The 23,983-nt window shown below is 59.0% G+C and carries 16 protein-coding genes; 4 read left to right on the plus strand and 12 right to left on the minus strand.

The genetic code is table 11. From position 1 onward, the window contains the following. Positions 1-32: 32 nt before the first annotated feature. The 9 genes from ACFPM8_RS00810 to ACFPM8_RS00850 all read right to left on the minus strand — a co-directional run bounded on the left by ACFPM8_RS00810 (position 33) and on the right by ACFPM8_RS00850 (position 9,690). Positions 33-812: a ferredoxin--NADP reductase gene (locus tag ACFPM8_RS00810; protein WP_378993977.1), complete on the minus strand. Its 780-nt coding sequence runs from the start codon at positions 810-812 to the stop codon at positions 33-35. After that, positions 809-1,936, minus strand: coding sequence for an acyl-CoA dehydrogenase family protein (locus ACFPM8_RS00815; protein WP_378993979.1), 1,128 nt, complete (start codon positions 1,934-1,936; stop codon positions 809-811). The genes ACFPM8_RS00810 and ACFPM8_RS00815 overlap by 4 nt, the downstream gene beginning before the upstream one ends. A gap of 136 nt (positions 1,937-2,072) precedes the next feature. Beyond that, positions 2,073-2,423, minus strand: a complete 351-nt coding sequence (gene fdxA, locus ACFPM8_RS00820) for a ferredoxin FdxA (RefSeq protein ID WP_378993981.1) — start codon at positions 2,421-2,423, stop codon at positions 2,073-2,075. 32 nt (positions 2,424-2,455) lie between these two features. Continuing rightward, positions 2,456-3,535 carry a C45 family autoproteolytic acyltransferase/hydolase gene (locus ACFPM8_RS00825; protein ID WP_378993983.1) on the minus strand — a complete coding sequence of 360 codons (1,080 nt, stop codon included), beginning with the start codon at positions 3,533-3,535 and terminating at the stop codon, positions 2,456-2,458. 4 nt (positions 3,536-3,539) lie between these two features. Beyond that, positions 3,540-4,121 (minus strand): GNAT family N-acetyltransferase, encoded by a 582-nt coding sequence (locus ACFPM8_RS00830; RefSeq protein WP_378993985.1) that lies wholly within the window; start codon positions 4,119-4,121, stop codon positions 3,540-3,542. Between the two features lies 1 nt (position 4,122). After that, positions 4,123-4,389, minus strand: coding sequence for an acyl carrier protein (locus ACFPM8_RS00835; protein WP_378993987.1), 267 nt, complete (start codon positions 4,387-4,389; stop codon positions 4,123-4,125). A 9-nt stretch (positions 4,390-4,398) separates the two neighbouring features. Beyond that, positions 4,399-5,952, minus strand: coding sequence for an AMP-binding protein (locus tag ACFPM8_RS00840; protein ID WP_378993989.1), 1,554 nt, complete (start codon positions 5,950-5,952; stop codon positions 4,399-4,401). Positions 5,953-6,199: 247 nt separating this feature from the next. Then, positions 6,200-8,059, minus strand: coding sequence for a hypothetical protein (locus ACFPM8_RS00845; RefSeq protein ID WP_378993991.1), 1,860 nt, complete (start codon positions 8,057-8,059; stop codon positions 6,200-6,202). A 674-nt stretch (positions 8,060-8,733) separates the two neighbouring features. Then, the gene (locus ACFPM8_RS00850; protein ID WP_378993993.1) at positions 8,734-9,690 is read right to left on the minus strand and encodes an alpha/beta hydrolase family protein; all 957 of its coding nucleotides are present in this window, start codon (positions 9,688-9,690) and stop codon (positions 8,734-8,736) included. A 103-nt stretch (positions 9,691-9,793) separates the two neighbouring features. Between ACFPM8_RS00850 and ACFPM8_RS00855 the strand changes: the two genes are divergently transcribed. The 4 genes from ACFPM8_RS00855 to ACFPM8_RS00870 all read left to right on the plus strand — a co-directional run bounded on the left by ACFPM8_RS00855 (position 9,794) and on the right by ACFPM8_RS00870 (position 13,864). Further along, the gene (locus tag ACFPM8_RS00855) at positions 9,794-10,696 is read left to right on the plus strand and encodes a LysR family transcriptional regulator (RefSeq protein WP_378993995.1); all 903 of its coding nucleotides are present in this window, start codon (positions 9,794-9,796) and stop codon (positions 10,694-10,696) included. A gap of 704 nt (positions 10,697-11,400) precedes the next feature. Next, entirely contained in the window at positions 11,401-12,612 is a 1,212-nt protein-coding gene (locus ACFPM8_RS00860) for an MFS transporter (RefSeq protein WP_378993997.1), read from the plus strand. Then, a complete protein-coding gene (locus ACFPM8_RS00865; protein WP_378993999.1) occupies positions 12,605-12,754 on the plus strand; it encodes a hypothetical protein in 150 nt (49 codons plus the stop codon). The genes ACFPM8_RS00860 and ACFPM8_RS00865 overlap by 8 nt, the downstream gene beginning before the upstream one ends. Before the next feature lie 399 nt (positions 12,755-13,153). Continuing rightward, positions 13,154-13,864 (plus strand): autoinducer binding domain-containing protein, encoded by a 711-nt coding sequence (locus ACFPM8_RS00870; RefSeq protein WP_378994001.1) that lies wholly within the window; start codon positions 13,154-13,156, stop codon positions 13,862-13,864. 57 nt (positions 13,865-13,921) lie between these two features. Here ACFPM8_RS00870 and ACFPM8_RS00875 read toward each other — a convergent pair whose 3' ends face one another. The 3 genes from ACFPM8_RS00875 to ACFPM8_RS00885 are packed head-to-tail and all read right to left on the minus strand — an operon-like array spanning position 13,922 to position 23,734. After that, positions 13,922-14,965: an OmpA family protein gene (locus ACFPM8_RS00875; protein WP_378994003.1), complete on the minus strand. Its 1,044-nt coding sequence runs from the start codon at positions 14,963-14,965 to the stop codon at positions 13,922-13,924. A gap of 23 nt (positions 14,966-14,988) precedes the next feature. After that, the gene (locus tag ACFPM8_RS00880; RefSeq protein WP_378994005.1) at positions 14,989-18,498 is read right to left on the minus strand and encodes a hypothetical protein; all 3,510 of its coding nucleotides are present in this window, start codon (positions 18,496-18,498) and stop codon (positions 14,989-14,991) included. Further along, the gene (locus ACFPM8_RS00885; RefSeq protein ID WP_378994007.1) at positions 18,488-23,734 is read right to left on the minus strand and encodes a DUF7933 domain-containing protein; all 5,247 of its coding nucleotides are present in this window, start codon (positions 23,732-23,734) and stop codon (positions 18,488-18,490) included. The genes ACFPM8_RS00880 and ACFPM8_RS00885 overlap by 11 nt, the downstream gene beginning before the upstream one ends. Between the last annotated feature and the right edge of the window lie 249 nt (positions 23,735-23,983).

Below are 23,983 nucleotides of genomic sequence, written 5' to 3' on the forward strand. Positions count from 1 at the left end.
CTCAACCCGGGTCGTTCCAGCAAAACAATCCATCAATCGGCAAACGCCCTTTCAACCACGAAATGACCGGCATCCCTGGTCGTCCCCTCCTGAAAGCCGAAGCCGACCAGCATCGTCCGCAAATCTTTCAGCATCGCCATGCTGCCGCAGATCATTGCGCGATCGGTGGCGACATCCATCTTGGGCAAGCCCAGGTCCTTGAAAATCTGGCCGCTCTCGACCAGTGCGGTAATCCTTCCGCGATTACTGAAATGTTCGCGCGTGACGGTCGGGTAATACAATAATTTTCGGCGCACCACTTCACCCAGGTATTCATGTTGCGGCAAATCCTCCGTCAGGAAATTGGCATAGGCCAGGTCGGCCGTCATGCGCGTGCCGTGCACCAGGATCACCGTGTCGAATTTCTCGTAGGTTTCGGGGTCTTTGATTATGCTGAGGAACGGCGCCAGCCCGGTCCCGGTCCCGAATAAATACAAGCGCTTGCCGGGCAGCAGAAAATTGGTCAGCAGGGTGCCGGTAGGCTTGCGCCCGACCAGCACTTTGTCGCCTTTACGGATCTTCTGGAGCCGCGATGTCAGCGGGCCGTCCGGCACCTTGATGCTGAAAAATTCCAGCTCCTCCTCATGATTGGCACTGGCGAAACTGTAGGCGCGCAAAATCGGATTACCGCTGGCCTCGGGCAGCCCTATCATCGTGAACTGGCCGTTCTCGAAGCGCAATGTCGGCGAACGCGTGGTGGCAAAAGTAAATAAGCGATCGGTCCAGTGATGGACCCGGGTTACCGTCTCTACGTTGTAAATATTTGGCTTCATGATTTGAAATTAAGGTTATTGGCAATAATCAGGCGCTGGATTTCAGAGGTCCCTTCGTAGATGCGGAGCAAGCGAATCTGGCGATACAGATTCTCTACTTCGGCATCTTTGACGACCCCATAAGCCCCCATGATCTGGACCGCATCGTCGACCACCTGCTGCGCGCCGTCCGTGCCGAACAGCTTGGCAATACTGATGTGACGGCTCAGGTCGCGCTGGCTGATGTCCTTGCCCTGCCGGGTGTCCAGCTCCCATGCGGCGCGCGCCACCAGCAGCGAAGTGGCATCGAGATAGACCGCCATATCGGCCAGCTTGGATTTGGTCATTTGCATGTCGAACAAAAACTCGTCGCCGATCCGCCTGCTCTTGGCCCATTGTCCGGCCACCCTCAGGGCTTTGCGGCAAAAGCCGATGGCGGCGGCGGCCACCGTGACGCGATAGATGTCCAATATTTGCAGCGCATATTTAAAACCCATGCCGGGCACGCCGACGAGTTGGTCGGCCGCTACTTCGCAATTGGAAAAATTCAATGTGGCGAATGCCCTGGGGGCGATCAGTGCAATATCCTGGGCGATCGTCAGCCCCGGCGTGTCGGCCGGCACCAGCAGCAAACTCAAGCCCATCGCACCCGGCCCTTCCCCGGTCCTGACCAGCACGCAATGAACATCGGCGATGTTGCCGTAGGAAACCCAGGTCTTGACGCCATTGAGCACATAGCGTCCATCCACCAGCCGCGCCTCCAAAGCTGCCGCGGCGAGATTCGAGCCGACCTCCGGCTCGGAAATGGCGAAGCTGCCAAGCATCTCCCCGCTTGCCGACGCCGCCAGGAATTGATTGAAGCGGGCAACGTCGCCATACAAGCCGGCGGCGGCACAACCAAGACCCTGTATCGAAAACGAAAAATCGAGCAGATCGTGGTACGAAGCGAACGCTTCGCGCAACAGGCACATCGAGCGAACATCGAGCTTGGGCTGGCCGCTGTCGCCGGCGCGCGGCACGACAAAACGCAGCCAGTCCGCCTGGCCCAGCAAGCGGGTCAGCTTGCGTCCGACCACCTTGGGGTCGGCGTCCCGGGTAATCGCGTCAATATCGGAGCCGGCCGGCCCCGCCAGCCAGTCACTCACGTTCAGCGCCAGATCCCTGTGATGGGATTCAAAAAAAGGAAGTGCCAATACGGTCGGATCAAATCTCAGCATAGGATGGATGGCTTAAATAAAAAGTGTGAAACACTGCCGTGCTCCGGCTTTACGCCGGCCCGATTCAAGCCGGGGACGGCTCAAGCTCCACCTGCAACTGAGACAATTTCCCAGGAACGTCTTTCCACTTTTCGGCGTCCGGCAAGCCATCCTTTTTTCTTGCAATATTGGACTTGACCCATTTCGCCGCCAACTCTTCATTCAATTTGATGAATGAGGTCATGGTGTCGGGGACTTCGTAATCGGCCATGATGGCTTCAACAGGACATTCCGATACGCAGACGCCGCAGTCTATGCATTCATCCGGATTGATGGCCAGGAAATTCGGTCCTTCATAAAAACAATCGACCGGGCAGACTTCCACGCAATCAGTGTGTTTGCAATTGATGCAGTTTTCGGTAACAACGTAAGCCATACGATCTCCTTGGTTCTAAAAATATAACGCGTTCAAAGCTGGAATTGAAACCGGCGTCCTTGTGCCTGATCGCCGGATTGCACCCACATCGTCCCGTCACCAGGCGTCATCAGCACGGAAGCCACCGTCCGCTCGCGGCGAATATCGCTGCTGCCAGGCACGTAAATCGGTTCCTGCGAAAACATGTCCAGATAAGCCTGGGGCGCGGCATCCGGCGCGATCGCAAGCAAACCCGCATGGCAGGCATCCTGACGCCGGACCGATGAATTGCGGGCAAAAATATTGAGTTGATCCTGCTCGGCAAAGGCCGGATTCAAAAAGTGATTCGCATGCACCGATTGCCGATGTTCCGTCACGCTCAAGGTATTGGCGAGGATTTCCACGTTGAACACATGATGCCGATCGCAAATGGTGAGCGAGCGCGAACCGGTCACGCGCAATCCGCGCAGAAGTTCCATGCATTCCTGGGCGCTGCCGGCGTTGTCGAGCAAATGACGGATCACCAGATACGGCGGAATCCCCGGCTCCCAAGATCCTCCCAGCACCAGATTGAGACCGATGGCGACGCCGTCTTCATTCAAGCCCAGATAACCCAGCAAGCCGGTAAACGACAGCAAAAGCACCCGCCGGCTGTTGCTGCGGCTGACGTTTAATATGCACAGCTGCTGTTCCATATTACCGTTGAGGTCGATGGTTTGACCTAACGCCGCGCTCGGGCCGGAACGTGCAAATGTGGTGCAATCGCCATTGGTCCGGGTGCGGCTATAACCGATCATCTCGCGCCGGATTTGCAGCAACACGGCCTCTTCGAACAACATCCCGGCGCCGTCGGCCAAGCCCCTGATCTCGTCCAGCAAGGCCGGCGTATAGGTCCTGATCGCCTCGACGTAGGCATCGATCTGCGGCGACAACTCCGCCATCGAAGTCGGCTTGTGAAGAATCCGGTTGATCCGGTACAGCGCATCATCGCGGAATGCGATGATGCGTTCTTTCAGCGCACTGCCATGCTGATGACCGATGGCATAACTGTCGCCGGACAATGCGATCGGCTCGGCCCATTGATAGGCATCTGGCGCGGCTGACGATGCAGCCAATTCGGCGGTGCTGGTCATCGCTTCATGCCTGCCGCAAAGTGTCCTGGATCGCCGGCCACTCGTGACGCAAAATACTGAAGTAGATGGTGTCGCGACGCCGGCCGCCAGGCATCTGGGTGTGGCTGCGCAGCACGCCTTCCTTGGTCGCGCCGATATTGGTCAAGCCTTTTTGCGCGCGCAAATTCAATACGTCGGTCTTGAATTCGACTCGTTCGCATTGCAGTTGATCGAACGCGAAATCCAGCAGCAGCTGCTTGGCGGATTGATTCAGTCCGGTACCACGATAAGCCTGTCCCAGCCACGACCAGCCGATCTCGATGCGCTTGTCGTGTTCGGACAGATTGCCGAACGACATGCTGCCGGCAATCGCGCCGCTGCTCTTGTCGATAATCGAAAATACGATTCTGCGTCCGGCCGCGGTATCGGCCAGACCGGTGTCGATAAACTGCTGGAGTTCCGCTTCGTCTTTTACCGTGACGACAAAATAGCGCCAGATATCTTCTTCAAAAGCGATTTCCCGATAGCCGGCGATATCGGCGCTATCAATACGCCGCAATGTCACTCGCTCATCTTCCAGGACGACATCTGCAATCTGATTCCACATCTCAAATCCCTTCCGTCTGCGCCAGCTTTTCATCAATCAGATTGATGATGTCTTGCGGCGTGTGCAATTTCGCCACGTCGCGATCAGTCAGTGCCGACAACTGGATTTTTGCGGCGGGACATATGGTCGTCATCAGCATCACCATCGTCAGCGACGTCAAGCCGTAGTGATCGAATAAATCGGCATCCAGTTTGAGTTCCTTGCTTTGTTCCGATGAGTATCCGAGCGTTTCGGCAAGGTGTTCCCGCACGATATTTTCTACATTCATTTTTATTTCCTAGACGAGTTGTGCAATGCGATGGGCGTAACGTTCATGGATCTTTTTGCGAGCCGGCTTGTACTGCGCGGTCAGGTATCCATTGGCGATGGTGAACGGTTCATCCGCCACGATGAATTTTCCGATGCGCTCATTTTTTTCCAGCGAGGCATTCAGCGAGGAAATATGCTTTTCGATTTCCCCGGCATCCAATTTGTCATTCAATACGGAGACGATCGCGACCAGGTACGGCAAGCCGCTGCCGATCAATACGCATTCGTCGATGCCGTCGATATTGCTCAACGCTTCTTCTATCGGCCGCAGCAAGACATTCTGGCCGTTTGCCAGCGAGATCCGATCGTTCAGCCGGCCGTTGATATATAAATATCCGTCTTCGTCGAAATAGCCGAGATCGCCGGTGCGCACATCGCCGTTCGGTAGGAACACTTGCTCCGATTCGCGCACTTCGGCATGCGCGTAACGCCAGTTGACCGGCTTGTCGCTGCGCACGATGATGCCGCCGTCGTCGTCCAGGTAGACCTGCTTGCCGGGGATGACGCGGCCGACGCTGCCGATCTTGAGTGCGCCGGGATAGTTCTTCGACACGATGCAGGTTTCGTTGGAGCCGTAGCCTTCATAAATCGGCAGGCCGCAATCGAAAAAGAAATTCAGGGTGGCGAAGTTGGACGGTGCGGAACCGGTCCACAGATAACGGATGTTTTTTCCCAGCATATCGAGCAACAACGCACGCCGTTGTTCCAGATCCGGCTCGCCATGAGCCTCGGCCGCCTCTGCGCCCGACTGCCGTTGCTGGTTGCGCAGGCGGGTTTCCACATGCTTTCTGATGGCATTGAAAAATCCGGGGACGCCCATCACGACGGTAGGCTGCTCGCACTTCATCGCATGGAAAGCCTGCTCATAAGTGGCGACCACGATGTCATGGTCGTTGCACAGCGCGGAATAAATCCAATACCTTTGCTGCAACAACGACAGCGGCAGAAAAACAAATACCTTGTCGCCGTTTCGATGATTGAACATCTGCTGCGTCTGCGCAATGGAGTGGTCGATGCTGCCGACCGTGGCGCCCAGGCCTTTCGGCTTGCCGGTACTGCCGGAGGTGAATTTCAGCGTCGTGATGTCGTCGTTGCGATAAGTGGGATAAGCGCTCCAGCTGTCGCCTGCGCTGTCGGCGATCTTGCCGATCGAACGAATGCCGATGCGCTTGCCGCTGTCGTCGGCGGCTTCGGCGAAAACATAGCGCAAATCGTATTCTTCTTCGAGATTTGCATCGTCGTAGGAACGCGATGGATCGAAACCGGCGGTGACGACTTTCAGTTTGATCGCGGCCAGATCCAGCAAAATCCATTCAATGCAGTTGGGCGCGACTATCCCGATCCGATCGCCTGCGCGCAATCCCAAGTCGTGACTCAGGTAATGGGCCAGCCTGGCAGCGCGCCGGTCGAGATCCGTCAGCGTGGTCTGAACCACGCCGTCGCGCTGGTAGCAGGTGAGGGTCGAGCCATTGGACTGGCATGGGCGCGCCACGCGATTGATCGTATTTTCTATTTCGGTCATAAGTACAATTTGTATCGGTTGCCTCGGACATGCGCAGCAAAATAATACGCGCGGCCCGGTTCTTGGCTGCGGAGTACACCGCAGACAAAAAATCGGCACGCGCAGCACTTTTCAATACCCAGGCACCTCGAAAAACCGTAGCGAGCGGTTCAAGGTCGGGGCGAGAAGCACAACCGTACGGGGGTACGGTGAGCATCGCAGCCTCGAGATTGAGCCGCGCAGTAGGTTTTTCGAGGTGCCCACCAGGTCAGGACAGTAGAGCCAGCTCCTGTTCGACCTTTTGGACAACGGGTTCGACCACTTCGGTTTTCGTCCGCAAGTCCAGGTACTTCCCTGCCTCAAACCCATGTATCTCGAAAGATTTACCGCCGCCGCGGTGCAAATGGGCGACCAGCGCATCGAATATTTTTTCCATCCACAATGCTCGCCGGCGAGTACGCACCAGGTCTTCCAGCGAGAATTCCTCGCCGCGCATGCGCACCACCCGGATGTCGTAAAAGCCGCGATAGCGCTGACCGCCGATCTCCATCGGCGGCCGCGACATATCCGGGCCGGGCGAGCGGATTGAATATTTGACTTGCGCCTTGCTATGCGCCGCGCGGTGCATGTCGGCATGGATCGCGATGTCGGGAATCAGCGGCGGGTAGTACCAGTGCCGGTCCAGCGACACTTCCTTGCGGTCGAAATTGCCCGGGATGAAGTGCCAGCGATTGAACATCATGCGCTTTTGCACCGTGCTGGCGATCATGTGCGCCACGCTGCCTTCCAGGTGTTCTGTGAATCCCTTGGACACAAAGCAAGTGTAAAAATCGTTCGGCGTCAATGTATGCATCGAGGCCAGCAGTTCCGATCGTTCCGCCTTCAATAACTTGCCGAGATTGCGCAGCGAGCTCGACATCGCATAGTCGGCCTGCGTCGCAATGACGGAGGAAGCAACGATTTTCTCGATCAAATGCTCGATCCAGCCATGCGCCGATTCGCTCTTATATGGGCAAGGCACGTCGCCGCTATCGTGCTCGATCGCAGCGTATGCCAGGTCGCGGAAAAAAGTCGCTTCATCCAGCGCCTGCTCCGGCTCGCCGCCGACCAGTTCCCGGTATTCCTGCGCGAATTCGCTCAGATGGACGGCCGGATCTTCGCTGCTGGAAACCTTGTTGATGATTCTTTCGCTTTTCTGGAAGGTCAGACCATAAGTCCAGCGATAGCGCAGCCAGTCCTGGCCGACCGACTTGGTGGTTTGATCGCGAATGGTGCGCGCAATGTCGAACACGCTGGCGTCATGCCGCAAGTCGAACTGGCAGCCGACTTGGCGGTACAGGGACACCAGGTGCTGCAGCTTTTCGTATAAACGGCTGGCGGTCAGGGTAATGCCGTTGAATTCTTCGAAGCGCACCGAGCGTCCCGACAAAAACAGCGCGTGCAAGCCGGCGATGATCAACACTTCATCATCGGACCAGGCGTCGTAATTCTTTTTGCGCAGTCCGCTCAAATATCCCGGGCCGGCTTTGCTGTCGACCAGATTGTTGTAGCGATCGATCAGCGCATGAAAGCGGTCGCCGACATAAAAGCAAACCGATTCGACGTGTTCGACATTGTCGATCACCGAGTCGAGCACGGTTTCGAGTTCGCCGGAGGCGAACATCTGGTCCATATCCGCCCGCAAACGCTGGCTGGCATTGCGTTCGCGTTGCAATGCGAGTTCGTGATGGCTGTTCAGGTCGTTCAGCAAGGTGAGCGGCAAGGCGATGAATCCGAGCGTTGTATAGCTGATGTCATCGGTATTTTCTTCGTCCGGTTCCCAGCTGGCGGGACGCAGGTGAAGCCGGCCCAGCGAGTTGATGCGCGCCACCAGCACCGATGGACTGCCGGCATAAGCGACGTTGTCGAGATCGAGCGACATGGAGATATGGGGATGCCACTGCAGCGCCTCGAAGGCCGCGATGTCATAAATGCCGAGCGCCTCGATCGCGTGATCGATCGGGTATCGATTTCCCTGCGTAAGGATGTACTCAAGTGCGTTGGCAGCGGAGTCGGCATGCAATTCATACCCTTTTACGAGTTCGACCATGTCGAATCCAAAATGGGATTTACCGCTTTCTTTTTTCATTCCATTTTCCCTTGCCTATATAAGACATGTAATAACTGCGAACAATGAAGATTCGGTCCGCCACAGTTCGACCTCGGCCAAATCTCTTATGGATGCGGCCCGAAGAATGTCGAGTAATAGCGCTCTGAAAATTTTGTGATGCTCGGGAGCTGCCCGTGCGCGCACGATGCTCCCGCCAAGTGGCTGGATTTATCTGTTGGCGGAATTGACCCTGCTTTGGAAGCTGCTTGCTATAAGCGCCTGCATGGACTCCCCCTGCTACAAATGCCCCCACTGACGTCCAAGTTTTTATCCTGTCTGTGGGCTGTAAAATATTGCACATTCCTAGCAGCAACAACTGATAACTATTACAGGTTGGATCGTCCGGCACCTGTCATTAATCCGGTGTTATCGAACTTCCGAATTTGCCATTAGCCGCTGATCCGCACTGCAATGCGCCGTTGCGGGCGAGCGGCACATGGGCAAGTCGACGCTACCGCAAGCGGAGCGACAACGCCGAGCTTGGCGTGTCTGCCAGATGCATCAGAAAATTCTTATGTGATTTGACGGGGAAGAAGACGCGGGCGATCAGAGCGGCAGGGAAATGCCTGGAGGTGATTCAAACTGCAGGATGCCAGCCTGGCGATTTCGGCTGGCAGTAAACGGTGGCTCCAAAAAAGCCGTAGCTGGTGCCCTCAGGCTGCCTTGAAAACGGGCTGCGGATCCGTCGATGGCAAAAAGTGCGCAGCACGCCGATTGATTTTTCCGGTATTCAGCCAGGTCAGCGATTCCATCCACAGTGTCGCGCTAAAGCGGTCATGGAAAAACGCGAAATGGCCTATCTTGGATAACTGGAATTCGTCGGGGGTCACGACCACATGGGTTCGATCGCTGGACTTGTAATAGCTCAATAGCCGCAATATCGCTTCCGGCGTTCCGAACTCATCGTCGGTGATGCTGTAGGCCATCAGCGGACACCTTAATTGCGAAAAATATTTGACGGCATCGTCGATGCCGTCGGCCTGATCCGAGCGGCCCAGGAAGCTCGGCGCAGCGGCTTTCAGGGCCGCTCCCCGAAACGCCCATTCATACGCCACCCCGGACGGAAGATCTTCCAGCCAGCCGATCGTACGTCCGGGAAAATAGCCGACCAGCGTCGTCAGCAATGGCATCAGCACATGCCATTTGATGAACATCCGGTAGCGCACGTGCTTGGCGTAATCCTTCCAATAAGCGTATTGCGCGCCGACCGTCAGCATCCGGTCGATGCGCCAGTTCGATGCGGAAAATCCAGGCATGACGCCGCCGATGCTGTGGCCGACGACCACGATTCTGGCATCCGGAAAATTCTTCATGACCCATTGCATGACGCCCTCGAAATCCTTGCTGCCCCAGTCGCATTTTGTGGCTTGCAAATGCCGCAGCGAGGCCGGACGCGATTCGCCTATGCCGCGATAATCGTAAGTGATGGCGAGATAGCCGTGAGCCGCCAGGAAGCGCGCGTAGCGGGAGTAATACGATGCTTTGACGCCGGTTGCACAATTGACGATGGCAACCGTTTCAGGAAAATGCGACTCGTCGGAGTAATAAAGATTTGCTCCCAACTGATAGCCGTCTGCGGCTGGAATCTGAATATGTGATTCGATGTCCAATTTTCCCTCGAGCTGATTGTGTATCTGGTCGCGATTGTAGACAGGAAACCGGATTCGCATAAGCTATACTGCCTCATATCTTTGTTGAGGGTAGCTCACCAATATGGACAATCTTGACGCAAACTCCCTGATCATTTTTTATCACGTCGCCAGTGCCCGCAGCTTGTCCAAGGCAGCCGACGCGCTTGGCCTGTCGCGTTCCGCGCTCAGTCACAGGATCAAGGCGATCGAAGCCAAACTCGGCTGCCAACTGCTGATACGGACCACCCGCAGCGTCGGCCTGACCGATGCCGGCTACCGCCTGGCCGGCTATGCGAGCCGGATTGCGGAGACCTTGACCGAAGCCAACCTGCTGGCCAACGGCTTGAACGAAGACACGTCAGGAACGGTGCGCATATCTGCGCCTCCGGGTCTCGGCGCGGTCTGGCTGCGGCCGCTGGTCATGTCGTATATGCAGGCCAATCCGCGGGTCAGCATCGACTTGCGTTTCAGCGCGCAGGCGGTCGACATCACCAAGGACCCTTTCGATGTTGCGATCCGGGTCACATCGCGGCCGCCCGACAATGTGGTCGCAAAAAAACTGTTCTCGGTATCCTGGTGGTTATGCGCGAGTCCTGAACTGGTATCTCGCTTTGCCGATGCTTTGGCCATTCCCGACATCTCCCATATACCGATTGCGGGCTTTTCAAAAGCCAACCAATTTCAATTGATCGAGATTTCACGCGATCGAAAGAAACTCGAAATCAATCCCACCCCGGTCTTGATCACCAACGATCTTGAAGCGGTCAAAGACGCTGTAATGCGGTCGCTGGCGATTGCGGTGCTGCCTGATTACTTTGTGCGAGACGACATCATCGGCGGCCGGTTGATACGCCTGCTGCCGGAATGGAAAGTCGACCCGCACTATGGCGAAAATGCATTCGCGCTGCATTTACCGGGACGGATGATGCCGCTGCGCGTCAAAAGACTGATCGATTTCCTGCATCGGCGCGGCTCGGCATATTGAGCCATTTGAACGTAGGGCGGATGAGCGTAGCGTTATCCGCCGTTGGATGTACCACATGCGTTTGACGCATCCGACACGGCGGAAGACGCTACGCTTTTCCGCCCTACGCGAGCGCCGGCCGGCGAGCGAGATAAATGGGCGTTCGTAGGGCGGATGAGCGTAGCGTTATCCGCCGTTGGATGTACCACATGCGTTTGACGCATCCAACACGGCGGAAGACGCTGCGCTTTTCCGCCCTACGCGAGCGCTGGCCGGCGAGCGAGATAAATGGGCGTTCGTAGGGCGGATGAGCGCAGCGTTATCCGCCATTGGATGTACCACATGCGTTTGACGCATCCAACACGGCGGAAGGCGCTGCGCTTTTCCGCCCTACGCGAGCGCTGGCCGGCGAGCGAGATAAATGGGTGTTCGTAGGGCGGATGAGCGCAGCGTTATCCGCCATTGATGCGTAGCCTTATTCGCCAACTGACCCGCCACATCTGTTTGATGCATATAAAAGGCACGCTCACCTATCGCTGCCGTAGCGTGCGTATATCGCCGCACTAATCGCTAAAACCTAGCGTTATTGTTGAGTCCAGCTCAACTCAGATACGACCTCAAGCCATCTTATCCAGCCCTCTTCAGCCGCATACAATACGTCGTCGGTAGTGATGCTGCCTGTCATGTTTCACTTCATTTCAACACGCAATCAAAGAAATTTTTATATGCATGCAACAAAAAAACGCTCTCCCTGGATGTTATTGATTTGCTTCGGCATGATCCTTTTCCTCTGTATCGGCCAGCGCCATAGTTTCGGTCTGTATCTGCGGCCGATGACGATGGACATGGGCTGGAGCAGAGCGACCTTTTCCTTTGCGATCGCCTTGCAAAACCTGGTGTGGGGGATCAGCCAACCCTTCACCGGCATGCTGGCCGACCGCTACGGCGCCAAACGAGTGATGCTGCTGGGCGGCGTTTGCTACGCGCTCGGGCTGTTCGGCATGTCCGTTTCAAGCAACGGCGTGGCGCTGGCCTCCAGCGCCGGACTATTGATCGGAATCGCACAGAGTTGCACCGGGTTCGGCATTGTCTACGGCGCCGTCGGCAAGTTATTTACCGGCGAAAAGCGCGGCACGGCATTGGGCGTGGTCGGCGCCTTCGGCTCGCTCGGGCAATTCGTCATGCTGCCCGCAAGTCAGTCCCTGATCAGTCACTTGGGCTGGGCTGCCGCCTTGCTGACCGCTGCCGGCTTATGCTTCCTGATCGTGCCGCTCACTTTCGGGACGTCCGCCTCGGCCGCCAAGAAGCCGGATACCCACGAGCAGAGTTTGGGCGAGGCCTTGCGCCAGGCATTTCGGCACAAAGGTTTTTGGTTCCTGACGCTGGGCTTTTTTGCCTGCGGCTTTCAGTTGGCGTTTATCGCCACCCACCTGCCCGCTTATCTGGCGGACAAGGGACTCAGTCCGACGGTCGGCGTCACCGCGCTGGCGATCGTGGCGCTGGCAAATATTGTCGGCACCTACTTATGCGGTTATTTCGGCGAGAAAGTCAGCAAAAAATATCTGCTGGCCGCAATTTATGCGCTACGCGCCATCGCCCTCGCCACCTATGTGATGGTCCCGGCCAGCCCCATGACGACTTATATATTTGCGGCGGTAATGGGTTTGATATGGCTGGGAACGGTGCCGCTGTCGAGCGGCGTGGTCGGCCAGATCTTCGGATATCAATACATCACCACGCTGTATGGCTTTGTCTTTCTGAGTCACCAGATAGGGAGTTTTCTCGGGGTCTGGCTAGGCGGCGTCCTGTTTGACATGACAGGGAATTATCTGGCGGTGTGGGCCATCGCGATCGGGCTCAGCGTATTCGCATTGATCGTCAGTTATCCGATCGACGATCGATCGATTCAGATACGGCCGCAGGTCGCCAATGCGTAAGCTGACGCGATCGGGAATCGGCAGGTTGCTGCTGGCCATTTTCGGGTCGCTGCTGTTTTTTGCATTCCTGGCCAAATGCTATGCAGCCTATCTGCAGCCGGAATTTTTATTGGATCTGCTTTCCACGCATTTGATCTGTTGATTTTTGAACTGGAAATAAGCTGTATAAAGTGTTAAATTTAATTTCTGCATTGCAACATTTTATGCCAAGATACGGCTAATATATTGCATTAAATATGATGGGAATACGGCAAGAGATTGATCAGTACCGTCGTGCCGGATGGCCTATCAGATGTAGCTACACCGAAGAAACGAATAAGCAAAAATGAATAAGCAACTTGACAAACCAGTCATCATGACCGCGTTTGAGTGGCGACGTGAGCATGCACTTATGCTGCGTCCATGCAGGATGTTCCGGGCCGAGTCACAGCAGAAATATCGCTGTTCGAATCGCATTTGAATCGCTTGATTGCGTATGACGCAATTTTTTTAGCGAGCTGAAAGTTCTTTGTTCAAAAGACAAATTTTTAAGAGGCGAAAAATGGATGCTTGGCGAGAAGAGCAAATACAGTCTTTGCTAACCGCGAAGACGGATACCGAGTTTTTTGTGACGTTGTCGCATGCGGCCAATGTATTGGGATTTGATTATTGCGCGTATGGCATGAAGATGCCGTTGCCGATCTCCAAACCCAAGGTGGTCATGCTGAGCAATTACTCGGAATGCTGGCAGCAGCGCTACCTGCAGGAAAACTATGTTGCGGTCGATCCGACAGTGGTGCACGGCATGCGTTCGGTCATGCCCCTGGTGTGGTCGGACGAGGTGTTTGCGGTCTCCCGGCCGTTCTGGGAAGATGCGCGCGCTCACGGCCTGCGCATCGGCTGGGCGCAGTCGTGCTTCGATGCCCGTGGCGTCGCCGGCTTGCTGACCCTGGCCCGTTCGCATGACAGCCTGCAAGTCAGCGAGCTGCGCGACCAGTCGCTGAAACTGTCCTGGCTGGTGCAGACAGCGCATCACGGCTTGTCCAATATGCTGGTGCCGAAGCTGATGCCTGAAACATCGGTCAATCTGACCCCGCGGGAAGTCGAAGTATTGCGCTGGACCGCAGACGGCAAGACTTCCAGCGAAGTCGGCGATATCGTGTGCATCTCAGAACGCACGGTCAATTTCCACGTGAATAATGCGTTGATCAAACTGGATGCGGTCAACAAAAACGCAGGTGTCATCAAAGCAGCCATTTTAGGACTGTTGTAAACGTCCAAAGCCTGGCGCGAGGCTGCCCCATCACGGGCACAGCCTCGCGCAACCGAGCTAATTTTTCTTTCCCCCCTGCACCACCACCTCGACCCGGCGATTCGGTTGCAAGCATGCGACCAGCGCGGCTTTCGGCTTGATGCCGGTGCAGGCTTCCAGCTGCTCCTGCATGCCGCGCCCTTCGGCGCTGATCGGGACGGTCACGCCGCGTGCCTGCAGGTAGGACTTGACGGTATTGGCGCGCGCCAGGCTCAGGCGCTGGTTGTAAGCGGGGCTGCCGAGCCGGTCGGTATAGCCGGTCACGGTCAGCGCGCTGACTGCGGCATAGCCGGTGGCGATTTTTTGCGCCAGTATGTCTAGCTCCTTGCGTCCCTTCGGCAGCAAATCGGCGTCGCCCGATTTATCGAAATGGAACAAGGCGTCTGCCGACAAGGTGAATTTTTCCAGCGCGCTGCCGGCCGCCGGCATAGCTTGCGGCTGCACCGGCGCGGCACAGCTGGCGGCGGATTTTTCCGCGCCGCCGGTCAAGTCCTCGGCGATCTGGACGTAGGGCTTGGCATGGCGCCAGCCGGCTTGCCGGATTTCATTCCCGGCATGCACCAGCTCGACTTCGGCACAGGCGGTCTGCTGCCCCGCGCAGCGGAAGCCGGCGTCCTTCTTCAATGCATCATATCGGGCCCACAAATCCGGCCGCAGCTTTTCGGCGTGGTTGACCAGCGGTGTTTCCCAGCCCGCGTCCTGCCTGGCTTCCAGCGCGCTCAAGATGCGCTGGCTTTCGCTCAGCGCCGCCTGCGGGAAATCGCCGCGGTCGTTGCGGCTGTATTCATGAAACGAGACATCCAGCCAACACTGCGCCTTCGACAGCTGATAATCGGCGACCCGCCGGCCGCCATCGTTCAAGGCCTTGATCCGCTCCTGGGTCGCCCGGTACACACCATGATCGCGATGAATCGCGCCGTCGCTGATCCGCTCCTGCTGCGCCGCCAGCTGTCCGTCCGGCGGCACTGGAGCGGCGCAGGCCGTCAGCGCCAAAGCGATGGCCGCGACCAACAGCGGACGGGCTGGAATCAATGTGGATGTCGATTGCAATGTCGATTTCATGAGTTTTCTCACTTCTTTTAATTTCACGAGTTATCGCGCTTCAGCGCCGGATTGCGGACGGTATCGCGGCCGCCAAAAAGATCTTCGTCAAACTTGAACCGGATCCGCAAATAGACGCCGCGATTGGTGTAATCCGAGCCGGTCAGGTCGCGATCGTTGAAGCCGCGCCAGTTGTATCCGGCGGACAGCCACAGATTGTCCTGCAATTGATAGCCGGCCTCGGCCCCGACTGCGTACTGCTTGCTGCGACCCTGCGGGCTGTAGAGAACCGAAGTCAGCGCGCTGATATCCCAGCGCTTGCTGATGTCGTACGTGACCCGGCCGCCGACCAGGTAGGCGCTGTAGATATCGCGCCCGCCGTCGAAATAATCGCGCTGCCATTTGGCCGCCAGCCGGCCGTCTATCCACCACGGCCGGCTCGGATGATAATCGCCGTGCACCGACACGATGTGCTTGTCGAAACCCTGGCTGGCGTTCGGATCGCTGCCGCCCAGGCCATCGTTGATGCCGGCCGGCGGCACATAATTATTCAAGCCGCTGTGATCGCGCTGCAGCCAATACTCATAGCGTGCCAGCACGTTGAGGCGGTTGGTGTCGGTGTCGCGATAAGCCAGGCCGAGTTGGACCTTGTCTTCCCACAGGTTGCCGGTGTGGCCGCGGTTGTCGGTGTACAGCAGATAATTGCGGCCCAGGAAAGTCCAGTCGCGATTGATCTTGCGTGCCGCGGTCAGGGTCGACAACCAGCTATCGTTGCCCGGCCGCAGCGTGGTGATCGGCGCCGCCTGCGGGTCAGTCGTGTTGGTCTGCGTGACGTCGCGGTCCTTGGTGCGGCGCCACTCCAGACGGCCGCCCAACAGCCACAGTTCATTCGGCCGCCATTCGACGCCGCCGGTCAAGGCGTAGGCATCCTGGGTCTGGCCGCGATAGGCGCGCAGATACTCGGCCGAACTGGACAGCTTGACCGTGTCGCTGACGTTCCAGGCATTGCGCAAGCCGCTGGCCCATTGCAGGTCGTTGCCGGCGATGGCGTCGCGCATCCGGTATTCGGAAAACACGCGCTGGTTCGGCATGTACTCGTTATCCACCCCGAACACGAAAGCGCTGCTGTCGTACAAGCCGTTGGTGGCTTGCGGCGACGACAGGCCGCTGGCCCATTCGTATTTGCCGTACAGCCGTCCCAACTCGGCATAGCGATAAGCCGCGCCGACCGCCGCCCGATGGTAGCTATCGTCGGCGATGCCGTGCTCGTATTCGGCAGTCAGGTCGACTTTTTCGCTCACTTTGTACGTGCTGCGCGCACGCAAGCCGGTGCTGTGATACGTCACGCCGGCCAAGCCGTAATTGCTGCCGAGGTTATTGCCACTGATGCCATAACCGGTTTGCGGATTGAGCTGGCTGGCGCCGAAGCCGGTATTGAAGCCGAAGCCGGCATTGGTTTGCGGATTGACCAGCAGACCGGAGCCGAGACTGAGCGGCGTGCTGCCGAAGTCTCCCGCCTCTTCCCTGGTATGAGTCAGCCCGAGGTCTACTTCCAGCTTCGGATTGACGGTATAGGCGACCCCTGCCGCTTCGGCATCGCGCAAGGCGCCGGCGTTGCGGTCCTTGCTGTGGGTGCCCTCGACATAGGCTGCCCATTGCGCGTTGATTTTCTTGGTGACTTTGAGCGCGCCCTCTTCCCGCCCCTGGGTCAGCGATGCGGCCGGATTGTTGAACAGCGGATCGCTGCGGCCGAAGTAGGCGCGCGCCTGCAAGTCGTCTTCCTGATGCAGCATTTCAACCCGCCAGGCGTCGCCGCTGATTTCCTGCAAGCGGCCGCCCGGCATCGCGGCTTGGCCGTAGCTCGGCTGCAAGCTGTAGGGATTGCCGTTCAGGCTGGCGCCGAGACCGCTGCCGAGCACGCTCTTGCTGCGCGCGTACTCGGTCACGATGGCGGTATGCTCGCCCGGCTTGAAACTGGCGTTGCCGCTCATCAGCGTATAAGGCGCAAACGGATTCTTGTCCTTGACATAGCTGCCGCCGACTTCAAACCGCTCGCCCAGTTTGAACTGGCCATCGACGCCGTAGACCCAGAACGTCTCGGCGCCGGAATCGACTTCATAGGTCACCCGCAACGATTTTGGATTGCCGTTGGCGTCGACCGACGGCAACGGCTGGCGCAGCAAGATGCGGCCGGAGAACGGCTCGAAACTGTAATCGCCAAAACGCTGCAAGGGTTCGACCGCCAGGATCACCGCCGGCTGATAGCGGTCGCGAGTAATGATTTCGACCTTCTCGGTGCCCGACACCGCGTCCCGCTTGGAAACCGCAAACGGCCCCGAAATCCCCTGCCCCGGAAATTCTTCGATCATCTGCACCAGGCTGTCTTTGGTGACGAAGCCGTTCAGCAATGCGCCATCCTTCTCATAATGAGCACGGGCACCGTTCATGCTGCGGCTGTAATTGCCGAGATCGCGCTTGCGGATATCGGCGACGCTGCCACCGCCGCTGAACTGGCTGAAGCCGTCGCCGGTGTTGAAGTCGCCCCACAGCAAATACGACTTGTCCTTGTCGATCCGCACATACAGCTTGGACGACGATTGCGCATCGAAACCCCGGATCGACGCATCGCCGTACACCGGGTAGAAATCCTCCGGCCGGATGTCGCGGAACAGGCGGTTGTAGGTGTCCTTGTCGGAATCGTAGGCCATCGTCAGCAAGGCATCGCCCTTGATCGTCCCTTTCAGGAAGAAGGCCGTGCGCAGCGCGCCGTAGCGCTTGCCGCCGTCGCCGCTGCGGGCGAAGCTGTCGATCTCGCGCTCGAAACCATCGTCGTGCCGCGCCGACGACAATTGCAGCGGCGACTTGCTGTCGAAATGGATAATCCCCTCGACCAAACCGACCGCCAGCGTTTCACGCAACTCCGGCACAAAGCTGATCACGCCCTGCGCCTGCGCCCGGCCGGCGCTGATGCGCACGGTCACGTCTTGCGGCTGATACGGCGCCAGCAGCAATACCTGCGCCTTGCCGTCGACCACCTTGACCTGGGTGCCCGGCGTAATGCGGTCGCGATCGGTCGCCGCCGGACCGAACTCATCAGTCGCCGCACCCGGGATCTGCAGCCGTCCGCCGGACGCTTCCACCGTGATGACGGTTTCGCCTTTGAGCGGCTGGTCCTGACGGTCCAGCACCGAGATAGTGAGGCGGGCCGGGGTCTGACCGTCGGCCGGCAAACTGTCGCGCTCGACTTCGACCCGGATCACGCCGACCTTGCGATTCAAGCCGTAGTCAGCGTCGCCGATACGCTCCGGATAAATCTTCGGGCCGGATGGCGGCAGGTTGCTGTTGCCGGTATCCAGCGCCGGCAAATCGACTCCGCTCTTGAACGAAGCGGCGCTGCCATTGAACGTATTCACCGACTGCCCCAGGTCGCCGCGGAAACCGTTGAGCGTGCCTTGCCCCCATGCCGGCAAAGTGCCGGCGACAGCCAGCGCCATCACCGCAAAATGCATGCTGCGCACGGTCGCCGAATCGCTTTTGTAAAGTTCATTGCGCATGGCGACCTCCCTGATTGATTTCCAGTTGTTGTAATGGGGTGTCGCGTTCGCTGATGGTCTCCGGTATTCGCCTGAGGTCGCGGCTGATGTCGACGTCGTGCTCAATGCGCGGCTTGACGATGGTTTGATTGGCGCTGTCGGTGCCCTGCTGCGGATAATCCGGCGCCTTGCCTTCGAACTTCAGCGCCGCGCCGCGTTTCTTCTCGGTCTGCGGGCCGGTGATTTCGCCTTGGGCGCGACGCGCCTTGACTTGCTCCAGCACCGGGTTGGAACAGGACCCTTCAATGAAATCGGCCCGTTGCAGCTCGCCGTTCTTCAAGTCCAGGAACAGGCTGCCGGCATCGCCCGCATTGCGATTGCTGCTGCTGACCAGACGGCTGCCGCGCGGCAGCGTGGTTTGATCGACTTTCAGCACATGAGTCTTCGGCGACAGGCCGCAAAAACTGTATTTGCCCTCGACGTCGCTGATCAGGTAAGTGCCGTTTTCCAGGTACAGGTGCACGCCCGGGATGCCGAGCTCTTCGCTGTCCTTGACCTGGTTGCCGTTGCAATCGACGAAGATCATGCCGACCACGCAAGCGTCGGTGGTGAAGACGCCGCCGACGACGTGCACCTTGGCCCGGGCTTCATTGGCGCAATTGGGATTGCCGTTGCGCGGACAAGTTGCCGTGACCCGGTTGATGCCGTCGCCCTGCATCGCGCCGACCCCGAGCCGGACCCGATAAGTCAGCGTCACGCTGGCCCCAGGATTGATCAGGTCGAGCGCGTAAGTCAGCAGCGGACCCGGCGCCCCATCCAGCCGCACCAGCGTCGCCCCGCTAACCCGCGAGCTGTTGGCTATCAGGCGGAAACCCGCCGGCAGCCTATCGACGATGCTCGGTTGCGTCACCGTCGAGTTGCCGATATTGGTCACCGTCACGCTGTAAGTCAGCATGTCGCCCAGCTCGGCTTCATGCTTGTTGACGGTCTTGACGACTGACAGCAAGGCATTGGGAGCAACAATGGTGGAGGCCGCGCTGGCGCAATGCGGATCGCTGCAATCGCTGCCCGGCGCCATCGGCACGCCGCTGCTCTGCAGATCGCCGCCACCGCCGACCGAAGCGTAATTGGTGGCCGCTCCGACCGGCATGCTGGCAGCGACCTGCACCGGCACCGTCATGCTGACCGCCCCCGATGCGGCCGGCAGCGCAGCGCTCGGCATGAAGTCGAACTTGAGGGTCAAGCCGCCCTGCACCGTGCCGCTGCTGACCAGGTTGGCGACGCGCCCGTCCTTGCTGCTGATAGCGCCGTTCAGGCTCAAGCCCGGCGGCAGTTTTTCGATCAATTGCAAGGCGCCGCTGGTGGCCGCATTGCCGATGTTCTTGACAGTCAGCGTGTACTCGGCGCTGCCGCCTAGCGTCAGCGTGGCCGGCCCGGTCTTGGTCAGACTCAACAGCGGCACGTCGTCGATCACCGCCGGATCCTTGCTGCAGTAATTGGCATCGTTACAGGCGACACCCGGCGTCAGCCGCACCAGGTCGTCACGGCCGCTGATGCTGGCGAAATTGGTGAGGTTGCCGCTGGCGGCGGCGCTGATGTTGACGCTCAGAGTGAGGACGGCGCTGCTGCCAGCGGTAATCGCGGCGGCCGGGGTGAAGTCGAACGTCACCAATTGGCCTTTGACCGCGAGATTGCTGATGCTGCCGTTGCTGCTGACGATAGGGTTGGCCGCGATCAGGCTCATGCCGTCCGGCAGCAAATCACTGATGTGGATCAGGTCCTTGCTAGCGGTGGCACCGGTATTGCTGATGGTCAGCGTATACACCCCGACCTGTCCCACGGTCAGTTTGCCGCTGTGGCTTTTGACCAGCTTCAGGCTGGCGGCGCTGGCGATCGGATTCACCACCGGGTGGCAAATCGCCGGATTGGCCAGTTCGGCTGCGCTCGGGTGCAGCGGATCGGCCGGCAACTGGCATGCCGCGGCAGGCGGGCTGAAGCTGCATGCGGCGCTGTCATAGGGTCCGCAATTGGCGATGTTCGGCGTGCTGGCGACATTGACCAGCGGCGCATTGACGGTATTGCTGACTTTGACATTGAGCATCAGCGTCACCGCTTCGCCGCGCGCCAGGACGCGGGATGAACCGGCAAAATCCCAGACCACTTTATTGCCGCTCAAGCTGCCGTTGAAATCGCCGCCGGTCGCCGACACAAATGTGGCGCCGACCGGAATCACGTCCTGCACCAGCTTCACGTCGTCCTTCAGGCTCAAATTCAAATAGCCGGGATTGGACAACTTCATGACATAGGTCAGGCTGTCGCCGGCCGCCACCGGTTGGCCCTGGATCGAAGCGGCGCTACCGGTCTTGACCACATCCTTGTACAGCGCAGCAATCGGCGTGGTCGCCAGCACCGTCAGCGTGGCGCTGGCCGGCAAGGCATTGCTCACGCCCTGCGCGGTATGCACCGCACCGGCCGGAACCTGGTTGACCTGGTTGCCTTGGGCGCTGCCGACGACGTCGACCTTGATGACGCAACTGCTGCCCGGGGTCACCGTCGCATTGGAAATCGCGACCGAGGTGCCGCCGGCCGTCGCCGCGACCGCGGCAGCGCCGCCGCAACTGACTGTGCTGGCATTGGGGACCGGCGCCAACACCACGCCGGCCGGCAGGTTATCGGTCAGGCTGAGTCCGCTCAGGTTATTCGCCCCGCCCGGATTGGGATTAATGATTTGCAAGGTCAGCGTGCTGAGTTCACCGATCCCGGTGCCTTGCACATTGTTATTGATCGGACCGTTGCCGTTTTTCTTGAACACCACAATCGGGCTAAAGCCTTTAGAAACCTGCGGACCGGCCAGCGGATCGCTGAATGTCAGGTTGGCATCGGCTGGACGGACATTGGTCGCGGTCGGGTCCGGCACCCCGCCGACATCGGTCGCCGTGACGCCATTGGCCAGGATCGAGTTGGTCGCCGTGCTGCCCGGACTTGCCGCCGAGTCGGCCACCACATCGAACGCGATCGTGCATTGCGGCGGCGTCGCGCTATTGCTGAAGCCGTTGATATGCGCCGCCATCAACGTCAGGGTCTTGCCGTTGACCTGGAAAGTCGGCGTGACGCCGGGATTGTTGGTGCATGAGACCGCGGCGTTCAGCGGCGCGGCAAATTTCAACGCCGGCGGCAGCGCATCGACCGCCTGCACGTTATAGCGCGTGGCCGAGGCCGGATTCTGGATCGTGATGCTGGCCCTGCTGGTGCCGTTGAGCGGGATGGTGGCCGGGCTGAATGACTTGGCGGGAGACAGCGGCGGACTGCCGATCACCAGGCCGTCGGCAGTACCGGTGCGGCTTCCAGCCGGCAGGCAAACCCCGTTGCCGACGCAGGCGGTGGCCGAATTTCGCTGCGGCGTGCCAAGCGGCGGCGGCCCCAGGTTGGTGTCGGCGCGCAGCCGGACACGGATCGTGCAACTGCCGGCGCCTTGGGCAATCACGCCGTTATCCAGGCTCAGGCTCTGACCGCCGGCGGGCGTGGTCAGGGTGCCGCCGCATTGATTGCTGACGGTGGAAACAAAACGCAAATTGGGCGCCGACGCCGACCAGTCGTCGTCGATATGCAGCGGCGTCAGGTCGACGTCGACGCCGCCGCTCGGCACCGATTTATTCAGCCTGATCGTCATGTCGATCAAACCGCCGGTAACCGTCGCCGGAAAGTGCCCGGCCGGCAGCGCACCCGCCGGGTCCAGCGCCGATTCAGGAATCAACTGCACATAATTCTTATCGACGCTGCTCAAGCCCGGCCCCGTGCCAGGACCCGGCGCCACCAGCGTGACCGATGCGCTGGCGGCGCTGTGGGTCAGCGGCGTGCCGTTGCTGGTCATCGAATTGGCTGGAATGGTATTGGTCAGCACCTGGCCGTTGCTGCCGGTCGGCGCCACCACCTTGATGGTCACGGTGCAAGAGCGGCCGACGGCCAGGCTGGCGCCGCTCAATTGCACCGCATTGCCGCCGGGAGCGGTGACCGCCCCGCCCGGACAAGTGGTGCTGGCGGCTGGCGCGGTGGCGTACACCTGTAGGCCGGCCGGCAGCAGGTCGCTGACCGCCAGGTTGCTCCAAGGAGTGACGGTGTTGTTGTACAAGGTCCAGGTCATGCTGAACGCCTGCCCGACATACGGCGAACCGGTGGAAAACGCCTTGGTCAGCAATTGCGTCGGCACCGGCGTCACCGCCAGCGTGCCGGTGGTGGTGCCGGCGTTGGACAAGGGCGGCGTCACGTCGCCATTGAGCGAAGTCAGATCGCCAGGATTGATGTTGTTTTGCAGATTGACCGTGCTGGCGCCGGACGCAACGCCAACCACCGCCGCCGTCACGGTACAGGTCGCGCCGGGCGGGATGGTGGTCCCGCTCAGCGACAATTGCGAGGCGCCGGGTGTCGCATTCAAACTGCCGCCGCTGCAATCGGTCGAGGCATTGGCCGGGCTGGCAATCGTCATCCCGGCAGGCAGATTGTCCCGCAGGTTGGTATGCGGCAGCGGCAGGATATTGTCGTTGCGCAAAGTGATCGTCATTTGCGCGGTCTGACCGGAAACCAGCGCATTAGGGCTGAAGGTCTTGGCGGTCGCCTTGGGCAAATTGCTGTCCATCCGGATCACCGTCAGCGAAGCGCTGGCCGCTTGCGGCACCACCTCGCCGTTAGCCAACGGCGCGCCGGCCGGGATCGTATTGGTGTAGATGCTGGCGGTAGTGCTCACCACGTCGACCTGGAATTGGCAGACATCGCCGAAATTCACCTGGCCGCCGTGGATCGTCAACGAAGACGCGCCGGCCGTGGCGGCTACCGTCGCCCCGCAAGCATTGCTCACGTTCGGGTTGGGTGCGATCACCACCCCGGCGGGCAGGTTATCGGTCAGGTTCAGGTTGGTCAGGGTTTTGCCGCCGACGTTATTGGTGACGGTAACGTTGAGCCGGCTGACATTGAATGGGGTCCGGTCCTGTATCTGCACCGGATTGAAAGACTTGTTGACGCCGATCGACTGCGCCGAAGCGGCAGCGCAAAACAACAGGGACAATGCGCCCAATATGGCGCGCGTGCGGCTCAGAACGCCGGTATTGCTGGTATTGCGTCGGTGTCGGCGGTCGGCTTCGACCTCGCCCCGAAAAACTTGCTGCTCCTGCGTCGCTACCGAGTATTCATCAAGTCTGCCAACCTTTACAGGTATCGCCGGCAGCACCTGTTGCGCTATCCTTCTCCCGTACACATTACGCATCTTTTCTCCGAGCATCAGCGCTGCCGCAGCGCCTGGCCGGTAAAAGACGTAAAGACACACCTACAGGCGTCAATACGTCTGGCCAGGCATGCTCTTTCGATTGCTGCAATTGCTGCTCGGAGTTGTTCCTGGTTTGCCGTCGGTTTGGTACGTCACATCGAATTCACTGCCGGCATTGTCATCCGAACATCAAATTGAATCGAAAGATGCGGTCTCCCTCCGCATCGACAACCTTGTCAATAGGAAATT

This window comes from Paraherbaspirillum soli (assembly GCF_042654985.1).
Taxonomy (GTDB): Bacteria; Pseudomonadota; Gammaproteobacteria; order Burkholderiales; family Burkholderiaceae_D; genus Paraherbaspirillum; species Paraherbaspirillum soli.